This window comes from Streptomyces sp. MNU89 (assembly GCF_020982505.1).
In the GTDB taxonomy this organism is placed as follows: Bacteria; Actinomycetota; Actinomycetes; order Streptomycetales; family Streptomycetaceae; genus Streptomyces; species Streptomyces xinghaiensis.
The window spans coordinates 1,575,348-1,590,850 of the sequence record NZ_JAJKLL010000001.1 but is presented as its reverse complement, the minus strand read 5'-3'; the positions used below and the strand labels follow the sequence as shown (position 1 = coordinate 1,590,850).

Here is a 15,503-nt window from a genome sequence, read left to right as displayed (position 1 = left end):
CCGGGGTTTCTCCCACGGCGGCCCGCCGGCCCCGGGGCACGACGGCGACCCGCCGCCCGGTCGGGGCGGGAAACCCGTCACCGGGCCCGGCCCCGGCACCGGTGCCGCGGACGGAACCGGTGCCGCCGACCGCGTGGAAGCGGAAGCAGACACCGGCGGCGCTCCCGGAGGCCCCGCCGCCCGGATGGATGCCGGTTCCGAGGTGGCAGACGCCGGTGCCGGTCCGCGCGAGCTTGTCACCGGGCCCGGCACCGGTACCGCCGACGGATCCGGCACCGCCGACTGGGCGGAAGCGGAAGCCCGTGCCGCCGCCGGAGCCCCTGCCTCCCAGCCGGATGTCGGTGCCGAGGTCACAGACGCCGGTGCCCGTGCCGGTTCCGGTCCGGGCGGGGAACCCGTCACCGGGCCCGGCGGTGACGGCACCGGTGCCGCCGGTACCGGTCACCGCGCCGGCGGCACCAGCCACTGGGCCGGGACCGGCGGCGGCTCCCGGGCCGGGCGGACCAGCACCGGCGACCGCACGGAACCGGAAGCCGGCGTGGCCGCCGGAGACTCTGCCGCCCACTTGGACGCCACTGCCGAGCCGGCAGACGCGGATGACGCCGCCGATGCCGGTACGGATGTTCCCGCTCCCGCCGAGTTCGCCGCTCCCGAGCAGTGGACGGAGCCGCCGCGGCCGCTGGGCCCGCCTCCGCATCGGGAGACCGCAGGAGCCGGGAGCGGAGGCCCTTGGGACACGGCCGCCGCGTCCCCGCCCTCCGCGGAGTCGGCGCCGGACGAATGGTGGTTCAGCACCCCGGCCACCCCTGGCCCGCCGCCGGATCGACGGCCTCCGGGGACCGTGCCGAGCCGTCCGGGAACCCTGCCACGCCTCCGCCCCCGCCCCGCCCTCGCCCCCGTCCGCGCCCGGCCCCGGCGCACCGTGGCAGCCACCGGGCACGGCCTCCGGGACAACTCGGCCCTTCACGGGAGCCGTTGGACCGGCCGCGCCGCCGTCCTCCACCCCGCCGTCCTCCACCCCGCCGACTGGCGGAAGCCCACCACGGCGGACGGACGGTCCGGGCCCGCCGTGCCCGGAGGGGAACCGGAGCCCGGCCCGGAAGGCCCGCAGCCGGCAGCCGGACCTCCCGCCGCGGCGCCGACTCCCCGGAACGCCCGCCCGATGCGCTCCATGACGCCCCCGCGCGCCCCGTGGGAGCCGCCGCTCGACCCGTCGGAGTCATGGGACGCTGAAGAGGCCGCGCCCGAGGGCCCGGTGGGGGACCGTCAGCGCACCACCTCGCCATCCACCGCTCCGTACGGCCGGACCGGACGGCCGTACCATTCGCCGGAGACCGGCCCGGAACGCGGCGCGGAAAGCCGCCCGGACGGCGGGTCCGCCGGAACGGACGGAGCGGCTCCCGGCCCGTACAACCCCGTGGTGCCGCTGTGGCGGGACCAGCGGGCCGAGCAGACCGAACAGATCGGACCGGACACCCGTAACACCACCCAGGACACCCAGAACGACCAGAGCGCGCAGAGTACGTCGGCCGGGACACCGGCCGATCCCGGTCCGGTCCGGACCGGGGCGGTGGCGCGGACGGATGGAGGACATGTGGCAGTGGGCATGCTTCGGCGCGATGGCGGCGAGGCCGCCGGCGACGGCGGGCGGTACGGGGGCGCCGTCGGAGCCGGGAGTACCGGAGCCGGGAGCACCGGAGGGGGCGTGCGGGCCGGCGTGGAGCCCGGGTACGTCGGCGAGCGCCCGCCCACCTATCAGGGCGAGCCGACGGCCCTCCCCGAGGCCGACCCCAAGGATCTGGACGATCTCGTCCCCGACACGGTTCTGGACGGTGCCCGTTACGGCACGATGACCCTCCGGGCCGCCTCACTGCGCGGCGACTCCGCGCGCTACCGGGGCGAACCGCGCCGGGACGCGCTGCTGACGGCCCGGTTCGGCCGCGGCGACCAGGCGCTGCTGCTGATCGCCACGGCCACCGGCGGCCGGGCCGCGGAGGACGCGCACCGGGCCGCCGCGGATGTCTGCCGGTGGGTCGCCGAAGCGGTCGGCCGCGCCCACGTCCGGCTGGCCGAGGACATCAGGGAGGGGCGGCGCGGCGCCCTCAAGTCGGGGCTGCACCGGCTGACGGACCGTTCGTACGGCAAGCTGCGGGCGCGGGCGGCGGAGCTGGGCCTGCAGCCCGCCGCGTACACCTCGGGGCTGCGCTGTCTGCTGCTGCCCGTCGATCCGGCGTGCCGCACCCGGGTGTTCTTCGGGATCGGCGGGGGCGGGCTGTTCCGGCTGCGGGACGGCGAGTGGCAGGACCTGGAGCCCTCGCTGCCCGCGCAGCCGCAGGCCGCGGGCGGGCCCCCGGCCGGCTCCGGCGCCGTCCTGCCGGGCCAGGGAGGCGGCCCGCGCGGCCCGGCCGCCGCCGTCGGTCCGGAGGCGGCCGGGCCGACGGCGGCGGGCTCCGCCCCGGCCGCACCGCCCGCCGGCGACGGTACGGGGCGTCCGCCGGGCGCTGGGGAGCCCGGGGGAGCCGACGGGCCCTCCGGGCCTGCCGGGGACCGGCTCACCGTGGATCTGGGCACCCGCGCCCCGGGCCGTCCAGGGGCGCCGGGCGATCCGGGTGCCGCGCCCTTCCGGTTCCGCGCCTCCGTCGCCCGTCCGGGGGACACCCTGCTGCTGTGCTCCGCCGGACTCGCGGACCCGCTGCGGGGCGAGCCCGCGCTGGCCGGCCTCCTGGCGGCGCGCTGGGCCGTGTCGCCGGCGCCGGGCCTGGCCGCGTTCCTCTCCGACGTGCAGCTCCGGGTGAAGGGCTACGCGGACGACCGCACGGCCGCCGCCGTCTGGGAGGACTGACCCGCCGCCGGCCCGGTCCGCTGTGTGCCGGACCGGGCCGCCACCGGCGCCCCGCCACTCCGCCATTACGGCAATCGCGTGAAAAGCGGGATACATGACATGTAGGGAAAGAGTCCGGGGAATTCACCTGTCAGTGACTGTTGCGCCGCGGATCTCCACCGCGCGAACGTCCTCCCCTGAATGCCCGGCACCGTACTCCCGGCGGTGCCGGGCATTGCCCTGTCCGGGCACCACTCCGGTCGGGGCCGCCGCCCCCGGCCGCCAGGCCGCCGCCTCCGCCGGCCTGGCGGCCGAGCCCGCGAGGCGCTTGCCTCGGGGTCGGTGCGGGACGGCGCCGAGAACCGCCTTCCGCGGCCCCTGCCGTAGCCGACGCAGTCCCGGGGCCGCGGTCTGTTCGAGGACCGGGCCGGGCGGAGCGACCCGGAGCCGCAGCCGCGGCCCGGCTCAGCCGGTGCCGTCGTCCCGTTTCCCCCGACCGGCGCCGGCGTCCCCCGTCAGCCGAACTGCTGCTCCAGGTCCTGGAGTTTGCGCTCCAGGGAGTCGAGGCGGGGGATCGTCAGGGTGTCGTCCTCGGCCGTGAGGTCGACGGTCCGGGAAGCGCGCTCCGTACGGTCGCCCCCCGGGTCCGGGCCGGAGCCGGCGCTCCCCGGGGTGTCAGTCCGGTCGACGCGGACGGCCTGCAGGAGCGGGCCGCCGCCCGCCGGGGAGTCCCCGGGCGAGGAGGAGGGGAGTGCCGCCGGCTGTCCGTCCGCTCTGGCGGGTTCGGAGCCGGTCTGGGCGGCGCCGGCCGGCAGCAGCCCCGGCAGCTCGACCTGGCGGCCGCCCCGGACCCGTCCCCACACCCGGTGCTGCCGGGTCATGGCCTTGATGCGGGCGCGTTCGCGCTTCTCCTCGTCCCGCCGCCGCTGCCGGTTCTGCTGCTTGATCCGCCGGTCCTCGCGGACCTCGTCGACCGCCTCGTCCAGGGTCCGCACGCCTTCCAGCAGCATCAGCGACCAGGCGGCGAAGGTCTCGCGCGGTGCGCGCAGCCAGCGGACGATGCGGATCTGCGGCAGCGGCCGCGGGACGAGTCCCTGCTCGCGCAGCGCCGCCCTGCGGGTCTGCTTGAGTGCCCGGTCGAAGAGGACCGCGGCGGACAGGGACATCCCGGCGAAGAACTGCGGGGCGCCCGCGTGGCCGAGGCCGCGCGGCGCGTGCACCCAGTTGAACCAGGCCGCCGCGCCCGCGAACGTCCAGACGAGCAGGCGGGAGCCGAGGGCCGCGTCACCGTGGCTGGCCTCCCGCACCGCCAGGACCGAACAGAACATCGCCGCGCCGTCGAGGCCGAAGGGGACCAGGTATTCCCAGCCGCCGGAGAGGTTGAGGTTCTGCCGGCCGAAGCCGACCAGACCGTGGAAGGAGAGGGCGGCGGCGACCGCGGCGCAGCAGAACAGCAGGACGTACGAGGCGGAGCCGTAGATGGCCTCCTTGCGCCGCCGGCGTTCCTCGCTGCGTTCCCAGGAGTCGGCGAGGTTGCCGTCGTTCTCGGCTGTCGCGCGCCGGCCGCGGGCGAGGACCACCGCCGCGCCCGCGATGCCGACGAGCAACACCGCGCCCGGCAACACCCAGTTCAGCGCCATGTCCGTCAGTCTCATCTCGGGCCCCTCGCCTCGCTTCCGTCCCGCCCGTGCCATGTCGCGTGCGGTCTTGCCCGCGACATCTTGGCGGAATCGGTTCTTGTGCCAGGCGGATTCAGGGCAAGGGATCGACAATGGGCAGAAGACGCAACCGAAAATATGTCCGCATGATCAGAACCGGTCGAATGTTCTGATCATGCGGACGTAGCGCGGGTCGTGACCGTAGGATCGGGGGCTCGCTTGCTGGCGCGGGGGCGGTCGTTCGCCGGTCCGAACCGGCCCCTGCCGTCGCGGCGGCGTCGGACGCCAACGCCCGCAGGACGGCGCCGCACCGGACCCGGCTTTTGGACCCCGGCCTCCGGACCCCGGTTTCCGGGCCCGGCCTCCGGAGCGGTCGGAAGTCCCGTGCGGTCAGGCGCCGCTGAGCCGTGCCACGCGCTCCGCGTCGCAGGTGCGCGGGCAGGTGACGCAGGTGTCCTCCGGCCGCAGGGTGTAGAACATGCAGCAGCTCGCCCGGTCACGGGTGGACAGCGCCTCCCCGGCCGGTCCGGTCAGCTCCCGGAACGACGGCGCGCCGACGAACGGCTTCGTGGCCCCGGGCAGCAGGGCTTCCAGCTCCGCGATCGCCCGGCGCTCCTCGCCGAGCAGGTGGCCCGCGTACCAGAGGCTCTCGACGATCTCGTCGGTGGCCATGCCCCACATGGCGCGCGGTCCGCGCCGCATCCGGGGGCGGAAGCCCTCCAGCACCGGCTCGAGATGCTCGGCGAGCGCTCCCCGGACCTCGGTCCGCAGCGCGTCCTCCCCGCTGACGACCCGCGCGCCCGGCAGCCCGGCCGCCGGGTCGTCCGGCAGGCACGCGAACTCCCGGACCCGCGCGGTCATCCGGCCCTGTGCGCGGTGGAACGCGACCTCGCCGGCCGGCAGCCGCGGCACACGGCGGAGCAGGAACCAGGGGACGGTGATGAGCAGGCACGCGGACCAGGCGTAGCGGTGCAGCCCGAAACCGGCGGTCACGTCGGGGCGGGCCGGGCGCCCGTAGTTGCCGACGACCTCGGCCTCCTCGGCGGCCAGGAAGGCGTTGAGGGCGGGGCCGCCCGATGCCAGCTCACCGGCTTTCACCCAGCCGCCGCCGGAGCGCGGAGCGCCCTCCAGCAGCCGTACGGCGGGGAGCACCTCGGCGAGCCGGGAGTACGCCCCCGCCACGGGGTGGTGCGAGAGGGCCGGTACGGCCGGTGCCACGGACATGCGGGGACCACCAACTCAACGCGATCGTTTGCAGGTAAGCCTTACCTTACCCGACAGCTCGGACCTTTGAAGTGCGGGGTGGTCCGCTTATCGTTCTGTGGGACCACAGGAGGACCCGATGGAGCAGTCGCGAGCCGCAGCATCCCGGGGGACCGGAGAGGCCGGGCGGGGCGCGGGTGCGCCGCGGCCGGGAATCTCCCCGTCGGCGGACGGCACCCGCCCGGGCGAGGCGATCCCTGAGGACCACGGGCGCGGTTCGTACGGGGCCGGTGCGCGGGGCGCGCCGTGGCCGGACCCGTCCCCGCAGGTCCGCCGCGAACCCCGGGAGCACGGAAGCGGCGAGCACGCAGGCGATGAGCGCGGGAGCGGCGGACCCGGCCGGGGCACCGGCGCCCGGGGAGAGCTCCCGGCGGACGGGCCCGCGCCCGGCGCGCACGCCTACGGCGCCGGGGAACAGCCGGACGGGACGGCGCGGGCCCCCGGTCGCCCGGCACCGCGCAAGCTCCCCGCCCGCCACTCCGTGCGCGGCCAGATCCTCGACGCCCTCCGCACCGCGCTGGTCGGCGGCGATCTCCTGCCCGGCGAGGTGTACTCGGCGCCCGCCCTCGGCGCGCGGTTCGGGGTCTCCCCGACGCCCGTGCGGGAGGCGATGCAGCAGCTCGCCGCCGAGGGCGCCGTGGAGGTCGTCCCCAACCGGGGCTTCCGCGTGGCCCGCCGCAGCGAGCGCGAACTCGCCGAACTGGCCGAAGTGCGCGCCCTGCTGGAGGTCCCGGTGCTCCTCCGGCTGGCGCGGACCCGGCCGCCCGCGAGCTGGGAGGAGCTGCGCCCGCTCGCCGCGGCCGGCGTGGCGGCGGCGGCCCGGGGCGACCGGGTCGGCTACGCCGAGGCCGACCGCGCCTTCCACCACGCACTGCTCGCCCTCTCGGGGAACCGCCAGCTCGCCCTGATCGGTGACGAACTGCACCGGCGGGGCCAGACGCCGGCGGGCCGCACCCGGGCCACCGGGACCGCGGAACTCCTGGCGGAGGCGGCCGAACACAACGCCCTGCTGGACGCCCTGAGCGCGGGCGACACGGCGGCCGTCGAGCAGCTCGCCCGCCGGCACTTCACCGCCGCCCGGCCGCCCCGGGTCTGAACCCTCGCCGCACGGCCGCGGGCCCGGCCGGTCGCCGTCAGCCGGGGTCCGTCGGCCGGGGTCCGTCAGTCGGGGCGGGGAGGGTCCGGGCCGGAGGGGCCGCGGGGTGCCGTGGTCGTCGCCGTGGCGGCCGGTGCGGCCGCCTCCCCCGCCGGTGCGGCCACCGCGAGGTCCGCCGTCTCCGCGGACGGCGCCGCGTCTCCGGATACGGCCGCTTCCGGCGTCTCCACCGCGGCGGCCGCACCGGCGGGCCGCAGCCGGTCCGCCAGCCAGGACGGCACGCCGCCCAGCAGCCGCACCAGGCGCAGGGCCTCCGCCCGCAGCCGGGACGCGTCGGGCTCCGGTTCGATGTCGGCCAGGGCCGACAGAGCCGGAGCGATGCCGATCAGGTAGCCGAGCTCTTCGCGGATGCGCAGCGATTCCGCGAAGCCGTGCCGGGCCTCCGCCCGGTTGCCCTCCTGCTCCGCCATCGAGGCCAGATGCCGCCAGGTGAACGAGAGCAGCAGTTCGTCGCCGAGCGTGGAGGCGCCCGCGTGCGCACGGGTGAACGCCGCCTGGGCGCCGCGTGGGTCCCCGGCCAGGTGCTGGGCGACGAGCCCGCGCCGGAAGTCCAGCAGCGGGCGGTTCGGCGAGCCGGGCGGCAGCAGCGCGGCGGCGCGGCCGAGGGCCGAGCGGGCCTCGTCGGCGCGGTCCCGCACCCCGAACAGGGTGGAGGCGTAGGCGAGATGGCCGCGTTCGCAGGCGGCGCTGCCCCGTTCCTCGTCACCGGTGACCAGCGCCTCGGCCGCGCGGAGTGCGTCGTCGGCCTCCTCCCAGCCCGTGGCCGTGAACAGGCACCGCTCCACGAGGATGGTGGTGCGCCCGAGTGCGGCGGCCGACTCCGTGACGGCCGAGGAAGCGAGCAGCGCGGCGGCGTCCTCCCAGCAGCCGCGGGAGCGGAGCCGCCACACGGCGCTCTGGAGCGGGTCGTCCCAGGGGACCGGTTCCGTAGCGGGGTTCTTCGGTCCAGAACGTGACATGGCGGTATCCGCCACATTCCCTCCCATGCGCGCCGTCGAGCCCGGAAAGCCGTGGGCGAATCTCAGCATGAATCATGGTGCGGAGCCAAGGGGCTGGGTGAACGGGTTCACAAAGCACCGCGAGACTGCTGTGACCCAGGTCACGCGCAGGATAGCGGGCTCCGGAGGGCGCTCGCGCGCGGGGGCGCGGGGCCGTGTCGCGGCCCCGGCGGTGGGGGTGCGCGGAGGGTCGTGCCCGGTAAGCGGACGGCAGGCTTCCGGGCGCCGCCGCGGGATGTCGCCACGGGATGCGGACCGCCGGGTTCCGTGCTCCCGCCGGCTCCGCGATCCCCGCGCCGCTTCCGCGAGGCTTGCCGGCTTCCGCGAGGCCCCCGGGGGCGCAGGGCACGCGGGGGCGAGTCCGCCCGGCGGGGTCGTCCCCGGAGCCGGTGCCGCACCAGGCTCCGGCCGACGGCGGGGTCGTGCACCGGCAGGCCGTGCTCCGGACGCGTTCGTTCCGCCGGGAGCCGCAGGACGCCCGCCCCGGCCGTGTCCACCGGCCCGGCGCCCCCGTCCGCAAGGGCGGCGCGTACCCGGAGGCGGCGGGCACGGCGGGCGCTGTGGTGCGGTCCGGGTCAGCCCATCCGCAGGGCGAGGAAGAAGTCGAGCTTGTCCTCCAGGCGGGACAGGTCCCGGCCGGTCAACTGCTCGATACGGCCCACGCGGTAGCGCAGGGTGTTGACGTGCAGATGGAGCCGGGCCGCGCAGCGGGTCCAGGAGCCGTCACTGTCGAGGAAGGTCTCCAGCGTCGGGATCAGTTCCGCGCGGTGCCGGCGGTCGTAGTCCCGCAGCGGCCCCAGGAGGCGCGCGGTGAAGGCGCGCCGCACGTCGTCCGGTACGAACGGCAGCAGCAGCACGTGCGAGGCCAGTTCCTGGTGCCCGGCCGCGCACACCCGGCCGGTCCGGGCCGCGGCGACCCGGCGGGCGTGCCGGGCCTCCTCCAGCGCGCCGCGCAGCCCCTCGGGGGTCAGCACCACCGCGCTGACGCCCAGGGTGAGCCGCCCGCCGCCCGCCTCCAGGCCGCGTTCCAGCGGCCCGCGCGCGGCGCCGAGCAGATCCTCGGTCCGGACGCCTCCGCCGTCAGGGCTTCCGCTGTCCGGGCCGGCGCCGTCCGGGCCCGCCACCGCGGGCAGCGGTATCAGCGCGACGGCCTCGTCACCGCCGCAGGCCACGGCGCTGCGGTCCGCCGGTTCCGGGCCGCCCGCGCGCGGGTCGAGGAGGATCTCCTCCAGCAGCGCCCGCGCCGCCGGCCCGCCGGGCTCGTCCCCGGTACGGCGGACGGGCCCGTCCGCCGCGGTGGCCTCCGCCGGGTCGGCGGGCTCCTGTTCGAGCCGGGCGACCACGATCTGCCAGTGCGGCGCGCTGCCGAGACCCGGGAGCAGCACGGGCGCGGCGGCCCGCAGCCGGGCCGCGGTCTCGGCGGGCGGCGCACCGTCCCGCAGCAGGTCCACGACCTCCTGGGCCAGCCGCCGCCGTACCGCCCGGGCGGCGTCCCGGTGGCCGCGTTCGGCGGCGATCAGCTGGGTGACCCCGTGCAGCAGGTCGAGCCGTTCGGCGGGCCAGTCACCTGCGTCGGCCTCGACGGCCAGCAGCCAGTCGGAGAGCACGGCCGCCGGCGCGTCGCCCGTCTCCCGTGCGGAGGCGGGGCCGGTGGCGCGGACGGGGAAGAGCGAGTGGACGGTGCCGGAGGCGGCGAGCCGGTGCGGGGCCGCCCGCCCGGCGGTCTCCGCGGCCAGGTACTCGCCCGCGAGCGCCGCGCACAGCTCCGGGTCCGGCCGCTCCACGCCGGCGTCCGGTCCCGCGCCGGCTCCGGGACCCGCGACGAGCCGGCCGGTGGGCGAGAGCACCCAGGCGCGCAGGTCCAGATCGCTGCCGAGCAGATCGAGGACCACGTCCGGGCCCCGGCCCGACGGCCCGGCCGTCATCATCCGGCGGTGCCGGTCGACGACGGCGGCCAGATCACCGGCCCGCTCGCCGGAGACCCGGCGCACCACGTGCTCGGTGATGGTGGCGAACGCCACCCTCTCGTCCACCGCGAAGAGCGGCAGCCGGTGCCGCTCGCAGGCGGCCACCAGGTCCGCCGGGACGGTACGCAACTCGGCCTCGCCCGCCGCCAGGCCCGCGGCGCCGGCATCGGTGAGAATTCGGACGAACCGCTCCGAGTCCTCCGGCCCGTGGTGCCAGGCCAGGCCGCTGAGCACCAGTTCGCCGCCCGACAGATAACGGCCGGGATCGCGCAGGTCGGTGGTCATGACGCCGTGCACGGTGCGGTCCAGCTCCGCCTCGCCGCTGAGCAGGCGCAGGCCCAGGACGTCGTTCTCCAGCAGTGCGCGGAGGCGCATGGTCGCTCGCCGATCGGTCGGAAACGGGTGCAGGGGAGGCGTGGGGAGAGGGCGGGGCCGGTGGGATCGTTCCGGTGTCCGGGGCCCCGCCTTTTGTTCGAATCTACAAGAAGAGCCCCCCGGCCAGCCAATCGCGTCCTGCGCGCCCGCTCGGCCGGACCGGCAGGCCGGGCGTGCCGGGAGCTCTCCCTCCGGAGGCCCGGAGGCCCGGAGGCCCGGAGGCCCGGAAGCTCCGGGCGAGGGACTCGGCGCGGGTGCCGATCGCGGACGGGGCCGGGGTCGCGACGCCAGGGGCTGCCGGAGGCAGCGCCTCGCGTCCGGATGACCGGTGGCCGGTGTTCCCCCGCTGATGCCCAGCCGCCGTGCCGGTCCGTCGGCCAACCGGGCCGGTTGCTGCTCACGGTTGCCGGCTTCCCGCTCTCGCCCGTGGCCCGTGGCCGTCACCCGTGGGCTCCGGGCAGCAGACCCGACCCGTGGGCTCAGGGCAGCAGACCCGCCCGCCGTGCCGCCACCACCGCCTCCAGCCGGCTGTGCGCTCCCAGCCTCCGCATCGCCGACCGCAGATACGCCTTCACCGTCTCCGGCCGCACCCCCAGCCGTTCCGCCGCGTCGGCGTTGGTGGCTCCCGCCGCCACGCACGCCAGGACGTCCAGTTCGCGCGGTGCCAGTCCCGTGCCGCCCGGGGCCCCGCGGCGGTCCGCCGCCGGCTCCGCCGAGCCGGCCTCGGCCAGCCGTTCGCAGACCGCCAGCACCTCGTCCCGCAGCTCCGGGTCCGCCACCCGCGGCGCCAGTGCGCGCAGCCGGGCGTGCGCTTCGCGCACCCTCTCCCACGCCGCTCCGGACATCACCCCGCCGGCCCCGTCCGGATCACCGGGACCGCCGGGTCCGCCGAAGCCGTCCGGACCGCCGGGCCCGCCGGGAAACCCCGGACCGCCGGGACCGCCGAGGGCACCCGCACCGGCGACGTCCGCCGCGCCCCCGGCCCCGCGAAAGCCCCGGCCGCTCCCGCCCCGGCCGCCCTGCCGCCCGCACCGTGCCGGTCCGCCCCTCCGCGAGCAGCCACTGTGCCTCGTCGCGGACCGCCAGGGTCCGCTCCAGCTCCCGCGCCGCGCCCATCGCGGCGTGCAGGGTGCGGTCACCCAGCGGCACCGGCTGCCGCAGCGCCCCGTAGAGCACGCCCCGCACCTGCCGTCCCACGATCACCGGGACCGCGAGGACGGCGCGCAGGCCCTCGGCCGCCACCGCGCCGTCGTACTCGTGGCTGATGGTCCGTGAGGCCGGGTAGTCGGTCACCGTCACCGGCCGGGACAGCGCCAGGGCCTTGCCGCCGAGGCCGTTGCCGGTCGCCACCGACAGGCCCGCCAGGGAGCCGGTGGACGCGCCGCTGAGCTCGCCGATGCGCAGCCGCGTGCCGTCCACCAGCAGCCCGCCGAAGGCCACGGGCAGCCCGCTGGCCCGCCGCAGGCGCAGCAGCGCCGCTCTGACCTCGGCGGCCGCGCCCGGCGTACGCGGCCCCTCCGCGTTCGCGCCCCCGTGCTCCAGTTCGGCCACGGTCAACTCCCCTCCCCCGTACGCATATACCGGTGTCACCCCCGTCCGGGGGTAGTGAGACGCAGGTCACTGCCTCAAGATGCTACTGAGCCGCACCACCACGAGGAGGACAGATGACGGGAAGCGGAACCACGGCGTCGGCCGGCGCCGGTGAGCCGCCCGCCGCCACGGAGGAGTTCCGCCGGGCCCGCGACTTCCTCCTCCGCCACCGGGAGGACTACGAGGCCGCCCGCGCCGGGTTCCGCTGGCCGCGCCCGTCCCGCTTCAACTGGGCCCTGGACTGGTTCGACCGGGTGGCCGAGGGCAACGACCGCACCGCGCTGCACATCGTCGAGGAGGACGGCCGCGAGAGCCGCAGCTCCTTCGCCGAGCTCTCCGCCCGCTCCGGCCGGGTCGCCAACTGGCTCCGCGCCCAAGGGGTGCGGGCCGGCGACCGGATCGTCGTCATGCTCGGCAACCAGACCGAGCTGTGGGAGACCGCGCTCGCCGCCATGAAGCTGCGCGCCGTCGTCATCCCCGCCACGCCGCTGCTCGGCCCGGCCGACCTGGCCGACCGCGTCGCCCGCGGCCGGGCGGGGCACGTCGTCGTCCGGGCCGGGGACACCGCCAAGTTCGCGGACGTCCCCGGCGACTACACCCGGATCGCCGTCTGCGGCACCGGGCCGGACGCCCCCGGCCCGCCGCCCGGCTGGCTCCCGTACGAGGAGGCCCGCGGCTTCCCGGACGCCTTCGCCCCGGACGGCCCCACCGCCGCCGGCGACCCACTGCTGCTGTACTTCACCTCGGGCACCACGGCCCGCCCCAAACTCGTCGAGCACACCCATCTCTCGTATCCGGTGGGCCATCTGGCCACCATGTACTGGATCGGGCTGCGGCCCGGCGACAGCCACCTCAACATCTCCTCGCCCGGCTGGGCCAAGCACGCCTGGAGCAGCTTCTTCGCGCCGTGGAACGCCGAGGCCACCGTCGTCGTGCACAACTACACCCGCTTCGACGCGGCCCGGCTCATGGAGCACATGGACCGCCTCGGCGTCACCAGCTTCTGTGCCTCGCCCACCGTCTGGCGGATGCTCGTCCAGGCCGACCTCACCCGGCTGGCCACCCCGCCGCGCGAGGTGGTCGCGGCGGGGGAGCCGCTCAACCCGGAGGTCATCGAACGGGTCCGGGCCGACTGGGGGGTGACGATCCGGGACGGCTTCGGCCAGACGGAGACCGCCGTCCAGATCGCCAACAGCCCCGGGCAGCCCAACCGGGGTCCATGGGCCGCCCGATGCCCGGCTTCGCCATCGATCTGCTCGACCCGGCCACCGGCGAGCCCGGCGACGAGGGCGAGGTGTGCGTCCGCCTCACCGGCCCCGACGGCGAGCGCCCCGTCGGCCTCATGACCGGCTACCACGGCGACGCCTCCCGCACCGCCGAGGTGATGGCCGGCGGCCACTACCACACCGGAGACCTCGCCTCCCGCGACACCGGGGGCCACCTCACCTATGTCGGCCGCGACGACGACGTCTTCAAGTCCTCCGATTACAAGATCTCGCCCTTCGAGCTGGAGAGCGCGCTGCTGGAGCACGAGGCGGTCGCCGAGGCCGCCGTCGTCCCCGCGCCGGATCCGCTGCGGCTGTCGGTGCCCAAGGCGTATGTCGTCCTGGCCGAGGGCTGGACGCCGGGGCCGGAGACCGCCCGGGAGCTTTTCGCCCATTCCAGGCGGAACTTGGCGCCGTACAAACGGGTCCGTCTGATCGAGTTCGCCGAACTGCCGAAAACGGTCTCGGGCAAGATCCGCCGGATCGAGCTGCGACGACGTACCGCAGAGGGAAGCACCACAAGCGCCACCGCATACCGCGAGGGGGACCACCCATGAGCAAGCGTTCCGCCGTTTCCGCCGACGGCACCGCAGAGGGCACCGGCACCGCCCCGGAGGGGCCGGATCAGGCCGGCGCCTCCACACCGGCGGCCGGCGAGCTCTCGTACGTCGCCGGTACCGCGGACGGGCCGCTGCTCGGCGACACCATCGGGGCCAACCTCGACCGCGCGATCGCCGCCCACCCCGACCGCGAGGCGCTCGTCGACGTGGTGTCCGGCCGCCGCTGGACCTACGCCGAGTTCGGCGCCGCCGTCGACGAGGTGGCGCTCGGCCTGCTCGCCAAGGGCGTCCTCAAGGGCGACCGGGTCGGCATCTGGGCCGTCAACTGCCCCGAGTGGGTCCTCGTGCAGTACGCGACCGCGCGTATCGGCGCCGTCATGGTCAACATCAACCCGGCCTACCGCGTGCACGAACTGGCGTATGTGCTCAAGCAGGCCGGGATCGGGGTGATGGTCTCCTCCGTCGAGCACAAGACCAGCGACTACCGGCGCATGGTCGAACAGGTCCGCGCCCACGCCCCCGCCCTGCGCGACGTCGTCTACATCGAGGACTCCACCTGGCAGGGCCTCATCCGGGCCGGCCAGGGCGTGCCGCGCGAGCGCCTGGCCGCCCGCGCCGCCGAACTCAGCTGCGACGACCCCGTCAACATCCAGTACACCTCGGGCACCACCGGCTTCCCCAAGGGCGCCACCCTCTCCCACCACAACATCCTCAACAACGGCTTCTGGGTGGGCGAGCTGATCCACTACACCGAGCAGGACCGCATCTGCCTGCCCGTGCCCTTCTACCACTGCTTCGGCATGGTCATGGGCAATCTCGCCGCCACCACCCACGGCGCCTGCATCGTCATCCCGGCCCGCTCGTTCGACCCCGCGGCCACCCTCGAAGCCGTCGCCGCCGAACGCTGCACCTCCCTCTACGGGGTGCCGACGATGTTCATCGCCGAACTCGCCCTGCCCGGCTTCGAGGACTACGACCTCTCCTCGCTGCGAACGGGGATCATGGCCGGCTCGCCCTGCCCGGTGGAGGTGATGAAGCGGGTCGTCAGCGAGATGAACATGGCCGAGGTGTCGATCTGCTACGGCATGACCGAGACCTCCCCCGTCTCCACGCAGACCCGGCGCGAGGACGACCTGGAGCGCCGCGTCGGCACCGTCGGCCGGGTGCTGCCGCACCTGGAGGTGAAGATCACCGACCCGGCGACCGGCCTCACCGTGCCGCGCGGCACCGCGGGCGAACTCTGCACCCGCGGCTATTCGGTGATGCTCGGCTACTGGGAGGAGCCCGAGCGCACCGCGGAGGTCATCGACCACGCCCGCTGGATGCACACCGGTGACCTGGCGGTGATGGGCGAGGACGGCTACGTCCGAATCGTCGGACGCATCAAGGACATGATCATCCGCGGGGGCGAGAACGTCTATCCGCGGGAGATCGAGGAGTTCCTGTACAGCCACCCCAAGATCGCCGATGTGCAGGTGGTCGGGGTGCCGGACGAGACCTACGGCGAGGAGATCCTCGCCTGCGTCATCCTCCGCGACCCGGCGGACCCCCTGACCCGCGACGAACTGGCCCGCTACTGCCGTGGCCGGCTCGCGCACTTCAAGGTCCCCCGCCATCTGCGGGTCATGGACTCCTTCCCCACCACCGTCAGCGGCAAGGTGCGCAAGGTCGAGCTGCGCGAGGGCTTTACGGCACCGGCCCGCACCCCGCAGCAGTCGCGCTCCCCGGAACGCGCCCGCGCCGGGACGTGACCGGCGGCAGGGGAACCCACCGGCCGCGGTGACGGCCGGCCCGGACCGTACACCCTCCGGGGTGAATACCCGGGCCGGACGGGTGAGTCCGGTGGACCC

At 76.2% G+C, this 15,503-nt stretch carries 7 protein-coding genes and 2 pseudogenes; 4 read left to right on the top strand and 5 right to left on the bottom strand.

The window, feature by feature from the left end; genetic code table 11:
* The first annotated feature begins 1,420 nt into the window (after positions 1 to 1,420).
* Entirely contained in the window at positions 1,421 to 2,842 is a 1,422-nt protein-coding gene (locus tag E4N63_RS06770) for a protein phosphatase 2C domain-containing protein (RefSeq protein ID WP_230240211.1), read from the top strand.
* A gap of 494 nt (positions 2,843 to 3,336) precedes the next feature.
* Here the strand turns inward: E4N63_RS06770 and E4N63_RS06765 are convergent, their stop codons facing one another.
* Together E4N63_RS06765 and E4N63_RS06760 are read right to left on the bottom strand one after the other, a co-directional pair.
* Positions 3,337 to 4,476: a DUF2637 domain-containing protein gene (locus tag E4N63_RS06765; protein WP_230240210.1), complete on the bottom strand. Its 1,140-nt coding sequence runs from the start codon at positions 4,474 to 4,476 to the stop codon at positions 3,337 to 3,339.
* A gap of 393 nt (positions 4,477 to 4,869) precedes the next feature.
* Complete coding sequence (locus tag E4N63_RS06760) at positions 4,870 to 5,703, bottom strand: (2Fe-2S)-binding protein (RefSeq protein WP_230240209.1); 834 nt, start codon at positions 5,701 to 5,703, stop codon at positions 4,870 to 4,872.
* 232 nt (positions 5,704 to 5,935) lie between these two features.
* On the opposite strand from E4N63_RS06760, the gene E4N63_RS06755 reads away from it, so the two are divergent.
* Positions 5,936 to 6,838 (top strand): GntR family transcriptional regulator, encoded by a 903-nt coding sequence (locus E4N63_RS06755; protein WP_230242388.1) that lies wholly within the window; start codon positions 5,936 to 5,938, stop codon positions 6,836 to 6,838.
* Between the two features lie 65 nt (positions 6,839 to 6,903).
* Here E4N63_RS06755 and E4N63_RS06750 read toward each other — a convergent pair whose 3' ends face one another.
* From E4N63_RS06750 to E4N63_RS06740, 3 genes and pseudogenes are all read right to left on the bottom strand, one after another.
* On the bottom strand, positions 6,904 to 7,857 hold the full coding sequence (locus E4N63_RS06750) for a hypothetical protein (RefSeq protein ID WP_230240208.1): 954 nt from the start codon (positions 7,855 to 7,857) through the stop codon (positions 6,904 to 6,906).
* Positions 7,858 to 8,471: 614 nt separating this feature from the next.
* Positions 8,472 to 10,238 carry a PucR family transcriptional regulator ligand-binding domain-containing protein gene (locus tag E4N63_RS06745; protein ID WP_230240207.1) on the bottom strand — a complete coding sequence of 589 codons (1,767 nt, stop codon included), beginning with the start codon at positions 10,236 to 10,238 and terminating at the stop codon, positions 8,472 to 8,474.
* Between the two features lie 479 nt (positions 10,239 to 10,717).
* Positions 10,718 to 11,780 (bottom strand): annotated as a pseudogene (locus E4N63_RS06740) (LuxR C-terminal-related transcriptional regulator).
* A 122-nt stretch (positions 11,781 to 11,902) separates the two neighbouring features.
* Here E4N63_RS06740 and E4N63_RS06735 point away from each other — a divergent pair.
* Positions 11,903 to 13,650: pseudogene (locus E4N63_RS06735) on the top strand (AMP-binding protein).
* Complete coding sequence (locus tag E4N63_RS06730) at positions 13,647 to 15,404, top strand: AMP-binding protein (RefSeq protein ID WP_125626664.1); 1,758 nt, start codon at positions 13,647 to 13,649, stop codon at positions 15,402 to 15,404. The pseudogene E4N63_RS06735 and the gene E4N63_RS06730 overlap by 4 nt, the downstream one beginning before the upstream one ends.
* Positions 15,405 to 15,503 lie beyond the last annotated feature (99 nt).